This is a genomic window from Streptomyces sp. NPDC044704 (assembly GCF_056433525.1).
The window spans coordinates 35,627-52,259 of the sequence record NZ_JBWKGY010000006.1; the positions used below are offsets into that span (position 1 = coordinate 35,627).

The window sequence follows — 16,633 nt, forward strand, 5'->3', positions numbered from 1 at the left end:
AGCGGCGCCGCACGCGCACGGGTCCGGGCGGAGCCCGGGGAACGGAGGAAGGGCGGGGCGGGGAGCTGCACCGCGCAGCGACACCCCCGACACCCCCGGCCCCGCCACCCACCCACCCCCGGGTACGGGAACGGGCCGGGCCCGGCACCCCCTGAGGGGAACCGGGCCCGGCCCGTGAAGCGACTGCCGACGCCAGAGGCGGCGGCGCCTAGTTGTCGTCCTCGTCGATCAGGAAGCCCCGCATCGGCGACGGCGCCTGCATCGGCTGCGGCGCGGCCGGCCGGACCGGAGCCATCGGCTGGGTCATCGCCGGGGACATCTGCTGCTGGCCGCCGTAGGACGGGCCTCCACCCATCGGGGAGGGGCCGCCCATCGGGGACGGACCGCCCATGGACGGGTTGCCCATCGGGTGACCCATCGCACCGGCCGGAGCCATGGACGGGGTCGGCGACGGCGGCAGCGCGGGACCGGCCGGGTTCCGCGGCGGGGCCAGGGAGTCGTCGGCCTGGGTCTCCAGCTGGCGCAGCTGCGACTCCAGGTAGGACTTCAGACGCGTACGGTACTCGCGCTCGAAGCCCCGCAGGTCCTCGACCTTGCGCTCCAGCGTGGCGCGGGCGGACTCCAGGGAGCCCATCGCGACGCGGTGCTTCTCCTGCGCGTCCCGCTCCAGCGCGTCGGCCTTGGCGCGGGCGTCGCGCTCCAGGCCCTCGGCGCGCGAACGGGCCTCGCCGACGATCTTGTTGGCCTCGGAGCGGGCCTCCGCGATCGCCTGGTCGGCGGTCTGCTGCGCGAGCGACAGGACGCGGGCGGCGCTGTCGCCACCGGGGCCCTGCTGCGGGAGCTGCGGCTGCTGCTGGTGCATCGGCTGACCCATGGGCTGCATCTGCTGGCCCATCGGCTGCATCTGCTGGCCCATCGGCTGGCCGAGCGGGTTCTGGCCGCCCATCGACTGCTGCTGCATGGGCTGCTGGCCCATCTGCTGCTGCTGTGCCATGGGGTGCTGGCCGCCCATGGACTGCTGCTGCATGGGGCCGCCCATCTGGCCCGGACCCTGCGGTCCGTGTCCACCGGGGCCCGGGGGCAGCTGCGGCTGGCCGCCGGGAAGCTGCGGCGGGCCCATCTGCGGCTGCTGCTGCTGCTGCGGCGGGCCGGATATGGCCGCGGGCACGGGGGCGCCCGGGCCGCGCTGGTCCTGGGGCTCCGGCTTGCGCATCCCCTGCTGCTGCTGCTGGTTCTGCTGGTTCTGCGCGGCGGCACGCGTGGCGGCGGCCAGCTTGGCGCGCAGGTCCTCGTTCTCGCGCAGCAGGCGCGTCAGTTCGGACTCGACCTCGTCGAGGAAGGCATCGACCTCGTCCTCGTCATAGCCTTCTCGGAGGCGGACGGTCGTGAACTGCTTGTTCCGCACGTCCTCAGGAGTCAGCGGCATGTCTTCTTCACCTCTACGTAGTCGTCGGCAGTCGGCAAGACCGTATCGGGACTGTCCCCGCGCCTGCGGGGAAGCACATCGTTCACACGCTTCTCGCAGCGGTGCTCACGAAACTGATGAGGATGTAAACGATGATCATCAGAACGAAGAAGGACAGGTCGAGTGCCACGCCCCCGAGACGCAACGGCGGGATGAAACGCCGAAGAAGCTTGAGCGGTGGATCGGTGACAGTGTAGGTGGCCTCCAGAACGACCACCATCGCCTTGCCGGGTGTCCATGAACGTGCGAACTGGAACACGTAGTCCATGACCAGTCGGAAGATCAGCACGATGAGGAAGCACATCAGCGCGATGTAGACCACTTGCAGTGCGACGCCCATCCCGCGCTTCCCTCTCCCCTGCTCCCGCTCTGTTCCCGGTCCCGTATCTGACGGATCGGTCTAGCTTTGGTTGAAGAACCCGCCCTCCGCGATGCGGGCCTTGTCCTCCGCCGTGACATCGACGTTAGCAGGCGACAGCAGGAACACCTTCTGTGTCACGCGTTCAATGCTGCCGTGCAGGCCGAAGACGAGACCGGCGGCGAAGTCGACCAGACGCTTCGCGTCCGTGTCGTCCATCTCCGTGAGATTCATGATCACCGGAGTGCCCTCACGGAAGTGTTCCCCGATGGTACGGGCCTCGTTGTAGGTCCGGGGGTGCAGCGTCGTGATGCGGTACGGCTCCCGCTCGGAGACGACCTTGGGCATGATCACGGGGGCGTTCTTCTCCAGGTTGGTGCGGTCAGGTGTGATGGATGCCACGGGGGCAATTCGCGCCGGACGTCCGTTTTCTACCGGCATCGGGAGGGGTTCCCGCTGCGCCGGAGGCTGTACGGCTCGTACCGGTTCGTCCGTTACGGGCGGTTGGTGCACGGGCTGCTGCCGGCGGTCCCGGTCCCGCGGACGCTCCGGTTCGGGCTCGGGCTCGAACTCGTCATCGGGGTCGTACCCCGGGTTGTCGTACCGGTCGTCCTCCACGAGGCCGAGGTAGACCGCCATCTTGCGCATCGCGCCGGCCATTCTCCGAGTCCTCCGCTCTGTGGTGGATCGCCCTGTCGCAGGTGTCGCTGTGTCAGTCAGCGAGGTCGCTGTGTCACCAAAGTCACCAACTGCCCGCGATCCACGTGGTCTGTCCGCTCATCTGCGGAAATGACCATATTTTCTGCTGTGGTCCGACTTTCTTCGCGACGTTACCCGAGCCGGGGTCTCGCGCCGAGCACCGCAGTGCCGACGCGTACATGTGTCGCACCCGCCTGCACCGCCTGTTCCAGGTCCGCACTCATTCCGGCCGACACCATCGTGGCAGCAGGATGGTCCGCGCGCAGGCGGGATGACAATTCCATCAGCCGCTCGAAGGCCGCCCGTTCGCGTCCCGCGTACGGTCCGGACAGGGGGGCGACGGTCATGAGGCCGTCGATCCGCAGTCCGGGCGCGGCCGCCACGAGGTCGGCCAGCTCCGGCAGCAGGTCGGGTGCCGCGCCGCCCCGGGTGCCCCGTTCGCCCGACTCGGCGTCGAGGGCGATCTGTACGAGGACGCCGAGTTCCCGGCCGGTGCCCTCCGCCGCCGACGACAGCGCCGTCACGAGCTTCGGCCGGTCGACCGACTGCACGACCTGCGCGTAACCCGCCACGGAACGGACTTTGTTCGTCTGCAACTGGCCGACGAAGTGCCAGGTGAGCGGCAGATCCGCGCAGGCCGCGGCCTTGGGGGCGGCATCCTGGTCGCGGTTTTCCGCAACATGACGGACACCCAGGTCCGCCAGCAGTCGTACGTCGCTCGCGGGATGGGTCTTGGTGACCACGATGAGGGTCACCTCCTCCCGCTTGCGGCCCGCGGCCGCGCAGGCGGACGCGATGCGCTCCTCCACCCGCGCGAGGTTCTCCGCGAGTTCCGACTTACGGTCTGTCATCAATCCGTTCCAACCACACATATCCGGCGAGCCGCCCGGTCACCCGGTCACGGCGGTACGAGAAGTGGTCCCGCGACTCCAGTGTGCAGACCGGGGACCGGTGGACGGAAGCCACCCCCGCCCCCGCCAGTTGTGCGTGCACTCCGGCGACCACGTCCACGGCCGGCGTCCCCCAGCTGGTCTCGGCCCACGCGGCCGGCACCACCTCGGCGACGGCGTCCCGCATGTCGGCCGGCACCTCGTAGCAGCGTCCGCAGACGGCCGGTCCCGTACGGGCGACCATGCGCCCGGGGTCGGCGCCGAGGGCCACCATCGCCTCGACCGCGGCGGGGACCACCCCGGCGACCAGTCCCGGCCGCCCGGCGTGGGCGGCGCCCGCGATCCCGGCGACGGGATCGGCGAGCAGGACCGGGGTGCAGTCGGCGGTGAGGACGGCCAGGGCCAGTCCCCGACGGGCCGTCACCACGGCGTCGACGGAGGGGACCGGCTGCCCGGCGCCCCACGGTCCGTCGACCACGGCCACGTCCCGCCCGTGCACCTGGTTCATCCAGACCACCAGGTCCGGATCGATGCCCAGGCTCCGCGCCGTGACGTCCCGGTTCGCGCGAACGGCGGCCGGGTCGTCTCCGACCGCGCCGCCGAGATTGAGCTCCTCGTACGGAACGGCGCTCACTCCGCCCCACCGGTCGGTGAAGGCGAAGTGGGCGCCGTTCTCGCTGTGCTGCCCCAGGATCACTTCAAGAAGTCCGGGACGTCCAGTTCCTCGGCCGGGCTGTCCTGGTACGGCCGGGCCGTCGGGACCTGCGGCGCGGGCGCCGCGGGCTCGACCGGGATCTCCACCGGAGCCGGGGGCTCCTCACGCGGGGTGACCGTGCCGAGTCCGCCGAAGGCCGGACGAACCGGCTCAGGAGCGCGGACCGGCGCGGGGGCCGGCTCCTCGCGCTTGGTGGACGCGGCGCCGATGACGTTGTCCCGGCGGGCCGGCGGCTGTCCGCCGTCGAACCCGGCGGCGATCACGGTGACGCGCACCTCGTCGCCGAGCGCGTCGTCGATGACCGCACCGAAGATGATGTTCGCCTCGGGGTGCGCGGCCTCGCTGACCAGCTGCGCGGCCTCGTTGATCTCGAAGAGACCGAGGTCGGAGCCACCGGAGATGGAGAGCAGCACCCCGCGGGCGCCGTCGATGGAGGCCTCCAGCAGCGGCGAGGAGATCGCCATCTCGGCGGCGGCCACCGCGCGGTCGTCGCCGCGGGCCGAGCCGATGCCCATCAGGGCCGAGCCCGCCTCGGACATCACGGACTTGACGTCCGCGAAGTCGAGGTTGATCAGACCCGGGGTGGTGATGAGGTCGGTGATGCCCTGGACGCCCGACAGCAGGACCTGGTCGGCCGACTTGAAGGCGTCCAGCACGCTGACCTGGCGGTCCGAGATGGACAGCAGGCGGTCGTTGGGGATGACGATGAGGGTGTCGACCTCTTCGCGGAGCTCGGCGATGCCGTCCTCCGCCTGGTTCGCGCGGCGCCGGCCCTCGAAGGTGAACGGCCGGGTGACCACACCGATCGTCAGGGCGCCCAGCGAGCGCGCGATGTTGGCGACGACCGGTGCGCCGCCGGTGCCGGTGCCGCCGCCCTCGCCGGCGGTGACGAAGACCATGTCGGCCCCCTTGAGGACCTCCTCGATCTCCTCGCGGTGGTCCTCTGCCGCCTTGCGACCGACGGCCGGGTTGGCGCCGGCGCCGAGGCCGCGGGTGAGTTCCCGGCCGACGTCGAGCTTGACGTCGGCGTCGCTCATCAACAGCGCCTGGGCGTCCGTGTTGATGGCGATGAACTCGACGCCCTTGAGACCGACCTCGATCATTCGGTTGATGGCATTGACACCACCGCCGCCGACACCGATGACCTTGATGACTGCGAGGTAGTTCTGCGGTGCTGCCACGTCGAAGGCCTCTCGCCTCGAGTTACGTGTCGCCGCCTCGCGGGCCTGCGTTGCGACGACTGATGCCGAAATTGGGACGGTCCGTACGCGCCGACCCGAACCCTAACCCTGAAGTTTAGGGTTAAGGGTGTGTCTGTTCCTTGGACTCTTCCGAACAGGACACTAAGTCGACAAGTAGCGCGTGTTCAACGAACACGCCGAACCTCCCGTTTTTCTTTTCACCCTATGTGATCACCCGTATCGGTGGCCAACCAGGGTGCGTCGCTGTTCGACTCGACGTCAACTCCCGGACACCGCAGGGGCGGTGGGAACGCTCACGTCGAAGTGGTCAGCCTTGGGAGCGGCTTTGAGCAGGGCGGTCAACGCCCGCCCCTTCGCCTCACCCAGTTCGCCGCTCCCCCACACGACCGTGCGGCCGCGCGTCAGCTCCAGTACGACCGAATCGTACGACCGCACCTTGACCTGCACGGTCTCCGCGGCGATCGCGTCGGGAAGGCCTCCCGCGATGGCCACCGCCTCCCCGAGGAGGCGCTGCTCGTCGAAGCGGCGGGCGCTGGGAGAGCCCGCCGCGTCCAATTCGAGGACCGGAACGCCCGCGGGGGGTTTCGCGACCGTGTCGAATCGCACACCCGATGCGTCCACTTCGACGAACTCCGCGTCCTTCTTGATGAGCAGGACGGGTTTGCGTTCCGTCACTTTCAGCCCGATTCCGTGCGGCCAGGACCGCACCACATCGACCGAATCGATGCGGGGCAGGCGGGTGCGGAGCCGCTGCGCGATCTCGTCGGTGTCGACGCCCATCAGGGGGGCGCCGACGGGCACGGCGGCGGCGGAGAGGACCTGCTCGGGGGTGAGCACCTCGGTGCCGGCGGCCGTGACCTTCTCGACGCGCAGCCAGGAGGAGCCGTAGAGGACCCAGGTGCCGCCCGCGGCGAGGAGCACCGCGGCGGCGAGGGACGCCAGGACGGGGACCCGGCGCGATCGTCCGCCACCGGGCCCCCGCGGGCCGGACCTCTTCGACGATTTCGGGGGCTTGGGCGGCTTGGGCGAGCCCGGGCCCCTGCCCTTGCGGGCCGTCCCGCGCTGTGCGGTCGTCGCTCCGGCCACTCCTGTGCCTCCTGGTCGGTACGTCCCGCCTCAGCGGGCTCTGCGTGCCGCGATCGCCTCGTAGACCAGGCCGACGAGCAGGTCGTCGGCGTCCCGGCGGCCGAACTCGCCGGCGGCGCGGGACATCTCGTACAGGCGGTGCGGGTCGGACAGCACCGGCAGGACCTGGCCGAGCACCCACTCGGGCGTCAGCTCCGCGTCGTCCACCAGCAGGCCGCCGCCGGCCTTGACCACCGGCTGGGCGTTGAGCCGCTGTTCGCCGTTGCCGATGGGCAGCGGTACGTAGGCGGCCGGCAGTCCGACGGCGGAGAGCTCGGCGACGGTCATCGCGCCCGCGCGGCACAGCATCATGTCGGCGGCGGCGTACGCGAGGTCCATCCGGTCCACGTACGGTACCGGCACATAAGGCGGCATCCCGGGCATGTTGTCGACACGCGGCAGTTCGTTCTTGGGGCCGACCGCGTGCAGGATCTGGATCCCGGAGCGCTGGAGGACCGGAGCGACCTGCTGGATGACCTCGTTGAGGCGGCGGGCGCCCTGCGAGCCGCCGGAGACCAGCAGGGTCGGCAGGTTGGGGTCCAGACCGAAGGCGGCCCGCGCCTCGGGCCGGACGGCGGCCCGGTCCAGGGTCGAGATCGACCGGCGCAGCGGGATGCCGACGTAGCGGGCGCCGCGCAGCTTGCTGTCCGGGGTGGACACCGCGACGGCGTGCGCGTACCGGGAGCCGATCTTGTTGGCGAGTCCGGGCCGGGCGTTGGCCTCGTGGACGATGATCGGCACCCCGAGCCGCTTGGCGGCGAGGTAGCCGGGCAGCGCCACGTAGCCGCCGAAGCCGACCACGCAGTCGGCCTTCGTGCGCGTGAGGATCTCCTCGGCCGCCTTGATGGTGCCGCGCAGCCGTCCCGGGACGGTGATCAGCTCGGGCGTGGGCTTGCGGGGCAGCGGTACGGCGGGGATCAGACCCAGCTCGTAGCCGCGTTCCGGCACCAGGCGGGTTTCAAGTCCGCGTTCCGTACCGAGGGCGGTGATGCCCACGGTCGGGTCCTGCCTCCGCAGGGCGTCCGCGAGGGCCAGCGCCGGCTCGATGTGGCCGGCGGTCCCCCCACCGGCGAGTACGACATGCACCGAAATTCACCGCTCTCCGGACGGACGCTTCTTGACGCGCCGTCTCATCGACTTCCATATCGGCCCGCTCCGCTTCCAGCCGGATCTCGGCTGTCGCATCGCGAGCGCCGCGCGCGCCGCCGGTTCCTCCCGCGCGAAGGCGATGAGCAGTCCGACCGCGAACATGGTCGGGAGCAGGGCCGACCCTCCGTAGGAGAACAGCGGGAGCGGGACACCGGCGATCGGCAGCAGACCGAGCACCGCACCGATGTTGATCACGGCTTGCGCCGTGATCCAGGTGGTCACGCCTCCCGCGGCATACCGTACGAAGGAGTCCTCCGTGCGTCCGGCCACGCGGATACCCGCATAGCCTAGGGCCGCGAACAGGGCGAGCACCGACAGCGTCCCCGCGAGACCCAGTTCCTCACCGGTGATGGCAAAGATGAAGTCCGTGTGGGCTTCGGGGAGTTGCCCCCATTTTTCCACACTGGCACCCAGACCGGAACCGAACCAGCCGCCGGATGCGAGGGCGTAGATTCCGTGCACGGCCTGCCAGCAAAGGTCGTTCTTGCCCGGTTCTGTCGCGCCGAGGCAGGACAGCCGGTCCATGCGGTGCGGGCTGGTCTTGATGAGCAGTGCGACGATCACACCCGCGAAGACGAGGACGCCCACGAACATCCGCGTCGGGGCTCCGGCGAGCCAGAGCAGACCGAACAGGATGGCTCCGAGGATCATCGCGGTGCCCATGTCCCCGCCGAGCATGATCAGCCCGAGCAGCAGGAAGGCCACCGGGACCAGCGGCACCAGCAGGTGCTTCCACTGGCTCAGCAGCCCCTTGTCGCCCTTGCGCGCCAGCAGGTCGGCGCCCCACAGGATCAGCGCCAGCTTGCCGAACTCGCTGGGCTGGAGCATGAACGGACCGCCGAGGGAGATCCAGTTCTGGTTGCCGTTGATCGAGACCCCTATCCCGGGGACCTGGACCAGGACCATCAGGAACAGGGTTCCGGCGAGGACGGGGTAGGACAGCGCCCGGTGGAGCCGCACGGGCATCCGGGAGGCGGCCAGCAGCAGGACGGCGCCGATGAGGGCGGCCAGGAACTGCTTCTTGAAGAAGTACGCGTCCCCGAGGCCCAGCTGGAGGGCCTTGATCATGGAAGCCGAGTAGACCATCACCAGGCCGAGCACGGTGATGAGCAGCGAGCTGCCGAGGATCAGGTAGTACGCGGTGAGGGGGCGGTCCCAGGCCTTCCGCACCTGCTGTTGCGTGCGCCGCACGCCTGCGAGCGGCCCGCGCCCGGCGGGCCGCTTCGCACCGGCCGCCGGGCGCGTCCGGCCCTTCGGCCTGACGGCGGACGGCCGGCGCCCCGGCAGCATCTGCTTGGCCGGCATCTGTGATCTTCCCCTCCACTCGTACGAGGCGAGCAGCCGGGTCGGGGAGGAAACCTGCCCTGGATCGACCTAGGCGCTCTCGGCGGCCAGTTCGCGCACCGCGTCGGCGAACGCGTCCCCGCGCTTGTTGTAGTTCGCGAACATGTCCATGGAGGCGCAGGCTGGTGCCAGCAGGACCGTGTCGCCGGGCTCGGCGAGCCGGGCCGCTTCCCGGACCGCCGCGAGCATCGCCCCAGTGTCGGTCCGGTCGAGGTCGGTGACCGGGACCTCGGGGGCGTGTCGCGCGAGCGCCTCGGCGATGAGCGCCCGGTCGGCGCCGATCAGGACCACGCCGCGCAGCCGCTTCGCGGACTTCTGGACGAGCTCGTCGAAGGTGGCGCCCTTGGCGAGGCCGCCGGCGATCCACACGACCGGTTCGAAGGCCGCCAGGGAGGCTTCGGCGGCGTGGGTGTTGGTGGCCTTGGAGTCGTCGACGTAGGTCACCGCGGCGACCTCGGCGACGTGGGCGACGCGGTGGGCGTCGGGCCGGAAGTCGCGCAGCCCGTCGCGGACCGCGCGCGGCTCGACGCCGAAGGCGCGGGCCAGGGCCGCGGCGGCGAGCGCGTTGGCGATGTTGTGCGGGGCGGGCGGGTTGACGTCCTCGACGTGGGCGAGTTCCTGGGCGTTCTTCTGCCGGTTCTCGACGAAGGCGCGGTCGACGAGGATGCCGTCGACGACGCCGAGCATGGAGGGGCCGGGGGCGCCGAGGGTGAAGCCGATGGCGCGGCAGCCCTCTTCGACGTCGGCCTCGACGACGAGGTCCTCGGTGGCCGGGTCCGCGACGTTGTAGACGCAGGCGACGGTGTTGCCCTCGTAGATGCGGCCCTTGTCGGCGGCGTACGCCTCCATCGTGCCGTGCCAGTCGAGGTGGTCGGGGGCCAGGTTGAGGACGGCCGCCGAGTGGGCGCGTACCGAGGGCGCCCAGTGGAGCTGGTAGCTGGAGAGCTCGACGGCGAGGACGTCGTACGTCTCGTCGCCGGTCACCACGTCGATGATCGGGGTGCCGATGTTGCCGACGGCCGCGGTCTTCAGGCCGGCGGCCCGCAGGATCGAGGCGAGCATCTGGGTCGTGGTGGTCTTGCCGTTGGTGCCGGTGATGGCGAGCCAGGGGGCGGCGTTCTCGCCGCGCAGCTGCCAGGCGATCTCCACGTCCCCGACGACGTCGACGCCGGCCCGTGCGGCGGCGTCGAAGAGCGGGCTGTCGGGCTTCCAGCCGGGCGAGGTGACGACCAGGTCGGTCCCCTCGGGCAGGTTCTCCGCGTCGCCGAGGCGTACGGAGATCCCCTCGGCCTGGAGTTCCGCCGCGCGGGCGCGGTGGCCCTCGCTGTCGCCGCCGTCGACGACGGTCACCGATGCGCCGAGGCCGGCCAGGGCGCGGGCGGCACTGATGCCGCTCACGCCGAGGCCGGCGACGGTGATGTTCTTGCCGTGCCAGGAGGTCACTTGTCGGCTGCCCATCCCGCGTAGAAGAGACCGAGACCCACGATCACGCACATGCCCTGGATGATCCAGAACCGGACCACGACGAGGACTTCGGACCAGCCCTTGAGTTCGAAGTGGTGCTGGAGCGGGGCCATGCGGAAGACGCGCTTTCCGGTCAGCTTGAAGGAGCCGACCTGGATGACGACCGACATCGTGATGAGCACGAAGAGGCCGCCGAGGAGCGCCATCAGGAACTCCGTGCGGGAGCAGATGGCGAGGCCCGCGAGCGCGCCGCCGAGCGCGAGGGAACCGGTGTCGCCCATGAAGATCTTCGCGGGCGAGGTGTTCCACCACAGGAAACCGAAGCAGGCGCCCATCAGGGCGGACGCGACGACGGCCAGGTCGAGCGGGTCACGGACCTCGAAGCAGGCGTTCGGGTTGGTCAGGGTCTGCGCGTTGGCGCAGGACTCCTGGAACTGCCAGACGCCGATGAAGGTGTAGGCGCCGAAGACCATCACCGCGGCGCCGGTGGCCAGGCCGTCCAGACCGTCGGTGAGGTTCACGCCGTTGGACATGGCCAGGATCATGAACAGCGCCCAGACCACGAACAGCACCGGGCCCATCGCCCAGCCGAAGTCCGTGACGAACGACAGCTTGGTGGAGGCCGGGGTGAGTCCGCGGGAGTCCTTGAACTGGAGCGCGAGCACCGCGAAGGCGATGCCGACGATCAGCTGTCCGGACATCTTCGCCTTGGCCCGCAGGCCGAGCGAGCGCCGCTTGACGATCTTGATGTAGTCGTCGAGGTAACCGACCAGGCCCATTCCCGCCATCAGGAACAGGACGAGCAGGCCCGAGAAGGTCGGCTCGCTCCCGGTGATCACCTTGGTCAGGGCGTACGCGACGAGCGTGGCCAGGATGAAGGAGATGCCGCCCATGGTGGGCGTGCCCTTCTTCCCGGCGTGCCCGCGCGGGCCGTCGTCGCGGATGAACTGACCGTAGCCCTTACGGGCCAGCAGCTTGATCAGCAGCGGGGTTCCCACGAGGGTCAGGAAGAGGCCGATGACTCCGGCGAACAGGATCTGCCTCATCGGCCGGCGACCTCGCCCTCGCGCTCCAGCAACGCCAGCGCGACCCGCTCCAGGCCGACCGACCTGGAAGCCTTCACCAGCACGACGTCACCCGGGCGCAGTTCACTGCGCAACAGGTCGACCGCCGCCTGCGCGTCGGACACGAGCACCGACTCCTCACCCCACGAACCCTCGTTATATGCGCCCAGTTGCAGCCAGGACGCTTCCCTGCCCCCGACTGCTACGAGCTTGCTCACGTTGAGCCGGACGGCAAGCCGTCCCACCGCGTCGTGCTCGGCCAGCGATGCGTCACCGAGTTCGGCCATGGGGCCGAGCACCGCCCACGTACGTCCCCCGTTCGCCCTGGCGCCGCCCATCGCGGCGAGTGCGCGCAGGGCGGCCCGCATGGACTCGGGGTTCGCGTTGTAGGCGTCGTTGACGATCGTCACGCCGTCCGCACGCTCGGTGACCTCCATCCGCCACCGGGACAGCGTGCCCGCCCCCGAGAGCGCGGTGGCGATCTCGTCGACGGACATGCCCAGTACGTGGGCGACGGCGGCCGCGGCGAGCGCGTTCGACACGTGGTGCTCACCGTACAGCCGCAAGGTCACATCGCTGCACCCGGTCGGGGTGTGGAGTGTGAACGCGGGCTGTCCCGCGGGCGTCATCCGGACCTCGGTGGCCCGTACGTCGGCGTCCTCGGCCTCGCCGAAGAGCACCGTACGGGCCTTCGTGCGGGCGGCCATGGCGCGGACGAGGAGGTCGTCGGCGTTGAGGACGGCGACCCCGCCCTCGGCCTCGGCCGGGAGGGCTTCGACCAGCTCCCCCTTGGCCTGGGCGATGGCCTCGCGGCCGCCGAACTCGCCGATGTGGGCGGTTCCGACGTTCAGGACGAGGCCGATGCGCGGCGGGGTCAGGCCGGTGAGGTACGCGATGTGGCCGATGCCCCGCGCGCCCATCTCCAGGACCAGGTGCCGGGTTTCGGCGGTGGCCTTCAGGGCCGTGAGCGGCAGGCCGATCTCGTTGTTGAGGGAGCCCGGGGTCCACACGGTGGGTGCGTGGTGCTGGAGCACCTGGGCGATCAGGTCCTTGGTGGAGGTCTTGCCGGCCGAGCCGGTCAGGGCCACCACGTCGGTGCCGAGGCGTCCGACGACGGCGCGGGCGAGGGCGCCGAGCGCCTTCTCCACGTCGTCGACGACGATCGCCGGGACACCGACGGGCCGGGCGGCGAGGACGGCCGCGGCACCCGCCGCGACCGCGCGTTCGGCGTAGTCGTGGCCGTCCACGTGTTCGCCCTCGAAGGCGGCGAAGAGGCTGCCGGGCTCGACCTGTCGGGAGTCGATGACGACGGGGCCGCCGATCCGCACCGAGGGGTCCGGTATGTCGTGGGGCCGCCCGCCGGTGATGTCGGCGATCTCGGCGAGGGAGAGGTCGATCACTGGTTCACCTCGGCCTGTCGGGCGCTGCGTCGCTGGTTCTCGATCGCCGTGCGGAGCACGGCGCGGTCGTCGAAGGGCCGTACGACGCCCGCGGTGTCCTGGCCCTGTTCGTGGCCCTTGCCGGCGACGAGGACGGTGTCCCCGGGCTCGGCGCGCGCGACGGCGGCGGCGATGGCCGCGGCCCGGTCGGCGTCGACGAGGACGGTGCCGCGCTCCTCGGGCGGTACGGACACGGCGCCTTCGAACATGGCGGCGAGGATCGCGAGGGGGTCCTCGGAGCGCGGGTTGTCGGAGGTCAGGACGGCCACGTCGGCGTAGCGGGCGGCGGCGGCACCCATGGGGGCGCGCTTGGTGGTGTCGCGGTCGCCGCCGCAGCCGAGCACGATGTGCAGCCGGCCGGTGGTGACCTCGCGCAGGGCGCGGAGCACCGACTCGACGGCGTCGGTCTTGTGGGCGTAGTCGACGACGGCCAGGTACTCCTGTCCGGCGTCGACCCGCTCCAGCCTGCCGGGGACCCCGGGGACCGCGGCGACGCCGTCGGCGGCAGTCTGCGGGTCGAGGCCGGCGGCGGCGAGGGTGACGATCGCGGCGACGGTGTTGGCGACGTTGAAGGGGCCGGGCAGCGGCGCGGTGGCCCGTACCCGCTGTCCTTCGGGGCCGACCAGGGTCAGCGTGGAGTCCATGTGGCCGCTGACCACGTCCTCGGCGCGCCAGTCGGCGCCCGGGTCGCCGGTGGCGGAGAAGGTGACGACCGGGATCGTCGCCTCCTTGGCGAGGCGGCGGCCGTACTCGTCGTCGTAGTTGACGACGCCGAGGCGGGCCCGGCGCTCGGTGAAGAGCTGGGCCTTGGCCTGGAAGTAGTCCTCCATGCCGGTGTGGAACTCCATGTGTTCCGGGCTCAGGTTGTTGAAGACGGCGACGTCGAAGACGCAGCCGTCGACCCGGCCGAGCACCAGGGCGTGGCTGGAGACCTCCATGGCCACGGCCTCGACGCCGCGTTCGCGCATGACGGCGAACAGGGCCTGGAGGTCGGTGGCCTCGGGGGTGGTCCGCTCCGACTTGATGCGTTCGTCGCCGATGCGCATCTCGACGGTGCCGACGAGTCCGGTGGTGCGTCCCGCCGCGCGGAGCCCGCCCTCGACGAGGTACGCGGTGGTGGTCTTGCCGGAGGTTCCGGTGATGCCGAGCTGGAGCAGGCCGTCGCCGGGGCGTCCGTAGACCGCGGCGGCGAGCTCGCCCATCCGGGCGCGCGGATCCTCGACGGCCAGGACCGGCAGGCCGGTCGCGGCGGCGCGTTCGGCTCCGGCGGGGTCGGTCAGCACGGCGGCGGCGCCGAGGGCGGCCGCCTGGGCGGCGTAGTCCGCCCCGTGCAGGCGGGCGCCGGGCAGGGCCGCGTACAGGTCGCCGGGGCGTACGGCACGGGAGTCGTGCGTGATGCCGGTGATCCGCGTGGCGTCCGACTCAGGGAGTCCCAGCAGGCCGGCCAGCTCACCCAGGGGGGTGGGGTGGGCGGACAGGGGCCGGGGCGCTCCCGGCGGCGCTGCCGGGGCGTCTTTCTGGGCGTTTCTGGGCTGATCAGCGTGGGGCACGGCGGTGAGCGTACCGGGCGCGGCGGGCCGCTCGCGAAGCGAGGGCCCGGCCTGGGCGTCGTCGGCCGACCGGTTCCCGGGATTCGGGGTGATGGTTGTCACTGATGGTGCCTCACGCATTTCTGGCTGGGCGGCCGGATCACTGTCCGGGCTGCGGGCTGGGCTGCGCCGTGTTCGGGGCGGCGGGCGGCGGGCCGCCTTCGAAGGTCACCGGGAGTCCGGCGGGTGCCGTGCCGGTGGGTGCGACCTGGAGGGTCTTGAGGGCGAACTCCATGACCGTCTTGTAGATCGGTCCGCAGATCTGGCCGCCGAAGTAACTGCCCTTGGTGGGGTTCTGGATGGCGCAGTAGACGGTGATGCGCGGGTTGTCGGCGGGCGCGAACCCGGCGAAGGAGGCGGTGTAACCCTTGTAGCGGCCGGTGGCCGGATCCACCCGGTTGGAGGTGCCCGTCTTGCCGCCGACCCGGTAGCCGGGGATCCGCGCCTTGGTGCCGGTGCCCTCCTGGTCGTCGACGACCGATTCGAGCATCTCGGAGAGGGTCTTGGCGGTCTCCTGACTGACCACGCGGGTGCGTTCGGGTTCCGGGGCCGGGGTGAAGCGGCCGTCGGGGCCCTTGGTGCCGCGCACCAGGGTGGGCGTGATCCGGACGCCGCCGTTGGCGATCGTCGAGTAGACGGAGGCGGCCTGCATCGCGTTCACGGACAGGCCCTGGCCGAAGGGGATCGTGTACTGCTGGGAGGTGGACCAGGCCTCGGGTTTGGCGAGGATGCCGCGCGATTCGCCGGGGTATTCGAGGCCGGTGGGCGCTCCGATGCCGAACTTGGTCAGGTAGGAGTGCAGGACCTTGTTGGCTTCGGGCTGGGTGGGGCCGAGCTGGCCGGTGGCCAGGATCGTGCCGATGTTGGAGGACTTGGCGAGGACCCCGTTGAGGGTGAGGTACCAGGTGGGGTGGTCGATGTCGTCCTTGAACAGACGGTCGCCGCGGTGCAGCCGGTTGGGGACCTCGACGTGGGTGGCGGGGGTGGCCTTCTTCTCCTCCAGGACCGCGGCCATCGACATCACCTTGGCGGTGGAGCCGGGCTCGTACACGTCCTGGAGGGCGGCGTTGCCCATGGCGGCGGAGGTGGCCCTGGTGAGGTCGTTGGGGTCGAAGCCGGGGGCGTTGGCCATGGCCAGTACCTCGCCGGTGCGGGTGTCCTGGACGATGACGTAGCCGCGGTCGGCGCCGGACTTCTCGACCTGCTCGGTGATGGCGCTCTGCGCCGCCCACTGGATGTCGCGGTCGATGGTCAGCTCGATGTCGTCGCCGGGTACGGCGGGCTTCTCGCTGGATCCCGCGGTGGGGACGCGGCGGCCGCCGGACTGGGCGTAGGTGAGCTCGCCGTCCTTGCCGGCGAGCTTCTTGTCGAGGGAGGACTCCAGTCCGCCGCCGCCCTTGCCCTCCGCGTTGACGTAACCCAGTATCCCGGCGGCGAGGGCGCCGTTCGGGTACACGCGCTTGCTGCTGTTCTCGTTGAACACGCCGGCGATGACGTTGGCCCCGGGGCCGTTGTTCTTCTTGTCCGCCGCGGCCTTCTCCGCGAAGAGCCGCTTGAGGTCCTTGATCTGGTTCCAGACCTGGGGGGTCTGGCGGCGGGCCAGGATGACGTAGCGGGTGTTCTTGGTCTTCAGGCGCGCGGTGAGTTCCTTGGCGTCCTTGCCGAGGATGGGCGCGAGCAGTGCGGCGGCCTGTTCGGCGGCGTCGGGGGCCTTGCTCTCCTGCGGGGTGAACATCTTCGGGTCCGCGGTGATGTCGTACGCGTCGACGCTCGTCGCCAGGGCCACGCCCTTGCGGTCGGTGATCTCCCCGCGCTCGGCGGCCAGGGTGTGGCTCGCGAACCGGTTCTCGGTGGCCTTCGCGGAGTAGGCGGAGGCGTCGACGGCCTGCACCTGGAGGAGCCGTACGACGAAGGCGAGCATCACCAGGGTCAGGCCCACGCTGACCAGCCGCAGCCGGGGTTTGGGGCTGCCGAGCCGGATGGTGTGCGGCCTGCGGGCGCCGGCGGGGCGCCGGGTCGCGGGGCGGGAGGCCGGGCGGGCGTTCGCGCGGGCCCGGTCGCCGGGCCGGGGGCGGGCCGGCCCCGGCACGCGCCGCCGGGGCGGCTCCTTGGGGCTCACGCGGCCACCCC

14 protein-coding genes are annotated in these 16,633 nt (G+C 71.2%); all 14 read right to left on the reverse strand.

The genetic code is table 11. From position 1 onward, the window contains the following. Nucleotides 1–208: 208 nt before the first annotated feature. The 14 genes from AC07B0_RS16940 to AC07B0_RS17005 all read right to left on the reverse strand — a co-directional run bounded on the left by AC07B0_RS16940 (nucleotide 209) and on the right by AC07B0_RS17005 (nucleotide 16,622). The gene (locus AC07B0_RS16940) at nucleotides 209–1,426 is read right to left on the reverse strand and encodes a DivIVA domain-containing protein (RefSeq protein WP_356878845.1); all 1,218 of its coding nucleotides are present in this window, start codon (nucleotides 1,424–1,426) and stop codon (nucleotides 209–211) included. A gap of 82 nt (nucleotides 1,427–1,508) precedes the next feature. Continuing rightward, on the reverse strand, nucleotides 1,509–1,805 hold the full coding sequence (locus AC07B0_RS16945; RefSeq protein ID WP_030155988.1) for a YggT family protein: 297 nt from the start codon (nucleotides 1,803–1,805) through the stop codon (nucleotides 1,509–1,511). A 60-nt stretch (nucleotides 1,806–1,865) separates the two neighbouring features. Next, nucleotides 1,866–2,483: a cell division protein SepF gene (locus AC07B0_RS16950; protein ID WP_356878843.1), complete on the reverse strand. Its 618-nt coding sequence runs from the start codon at nucleotides 2,481–2,483 to the stop codon at nucleotides 1,866–1,868. A gap of 170 nt (nucleotides 2,484–2,653) precedes the next feature. Beyond that, nucleotides 2,654–3,373 carry a YggS family pyridoxal phosphate-dependent enzyme gene (locus AC07B0_RS16955; protein WP_356878841.1) on the reverse strand — a complete coding sequence of 240 codons (720 nt, stop codon included), beginning with the start codon at nucleotides 3,371–3,373 and terminating at the stop codon, nucleotides 2,654–2,656. Beyond that, complete coding sequence (gene pgeF, locus AC07B0_RS16960) at nucleotides 3,360–4,106, reverse strand: peptidoglycan editing factor PgeF (protein ID WP_467291505.1); 747 nt, start codon at nucleotides 4,104–4,106, stop codon at nucleotides 3,360–3,362. Before pgeF ends, AC07B0_RS16955 begins: the two co-directional genes overlap by 14 nt. Further along, nucleotides 4,106–5,308 carry a cell division protein FtsZ gene (gene ftsZ, locus AC07B0_RS16965; protein ID WP_125598159.1) on the reverse strand — a complete coding sequence of 401 codons (1,203 nt, stop codon included), beginning with the start codon at nucleotides 5,306–5,308 and terminating at the stop codon, nucleotides 4,106–4,108. Before ftsZ ends, pgeF begins: the two co-directional genes overlap by 1 nt. A gap of 279 nt (nucleotides 5,309–5,587) precedes the next feature. Continuing rightward, nucleotides 5,588–6,415, reverse strand: a complete 828-nt coding sequence (locus AC07B0_RS16970) for a cell division protein FtsQ/DivIB (RefSeq protein WP_356878837.1) — start codon at nucleotides 6,413–6,415, stop codon at nucleotides 5,588–5,590. 30 nt (nucleotides 6,416–6,445) lie between these two features. Further along, the gene (gene murG / locus AC07B0_RS16975) at nucleotides 6,446–7,540 is read right to left on the reverse strand and encodes an undecaprenyldiphospho-muramoylpentapeptide beta-N-acetylglucosaminyltransferase (protein WP_356878835.1); all 1,095 of its coding nucleotides are present in this window, start codon (nucleotides 7,538–7,540) and stop codon (nucleotides 6,446–6,448) included. Nucleotides 7,541–7,546: 6 nt separating this feature from the next. Beyond that, on the reverse strand, nucleotides 7,547–8,908 hold the full coding sequence (gene ftsW / locus AC07B0_RS16980) for a putative lipid II flippase FtsW (protein ID WP_356878833.1): 1,362 nt from the start codon (nucleotides 8,906–8,908) through the stop codon (nucleotides 7,547–7,549). Between the two features lie 69 nt (nucleotides 8,909–8,977). Beyond that, nucleotides 8,978–10,405: a UDP-N-acetylmuramoyl-L-alanine--D-glutamate ligase gene (murD, locus tag AC07B0_RS16985; RefSeq protein WP_356878831.1), complete on the reverse strand. Its 1,428-nt coding sequence runs from the start codon at nucleotides 10,403–10,405 to the stop codon at nucleotides 8,978–8,980. After that, nucleotides 10,387–11,457, reverse strand: a complete 1,071-nt coding sequence (gene mraY, locus AC07B0_RS16990; RefSeq protein WP_356878829.1) for a phospho-N-acetylmuramoyl-pentapeptide-transferase — start codon at nucleotides 11,455–11,457, stop codon at nucleotides 10,387–10,389. Before mraY ends, murD begins: the two co-directional genes overlap by 19 nt. Then, nucleotides 11,454–12,875, reverse strand: a complete 1,422-nt coding sequence (locus AC07B0_RS16995) for a UDP-N-acetylmuramoyl-tripeptide--D-alanyl-D-alanine ligase (protein WP_356878827.1) — start codon at nucleotides 12,873–12,875, stop codon at nucleotides 11,454–11,456. The genes mraY and AC07B0_RS16995 overlap by 4 nt, the downstream gene beginning before the upstream one ends. Further along, on the reverse strand, nucleotides 12,872–14,566 hold the full coding sequence (locus AC07B0_RS17000; protein ID WP_469380021.1) for a UDP-N-acetylmuramoyl-L-alanyl-D-glutamate--2,6-diaminopimelate ligase: 1,695 nt from the start codon (nucleotides 14,564–14,566) through the stop codon (nucleotides 12,872–12,874). Before AC07B0_RS17000 ends, AC07B0_RS16995 begins: the two co-directional genes overlap by 4 nt. A 37-nt stretch (nucleotides 14,567–14,603) precedes the next feature. Beyond that, on the reverse strand, nucleotides 14,604–16,622 hold the full coding sequence (locus AC07B0_RS17005; RefSeq protein WP_469380019.1) for a peptidoglycan D,D-transpeptidase FtsI family protein: 2,019 nt from the start codon (nucleotides 16,620–16,622) through the stop codon (nucleotides 14,604–14,606). Nucleotides 16,623–16,633: the final 11 nt, after the last annotated feature.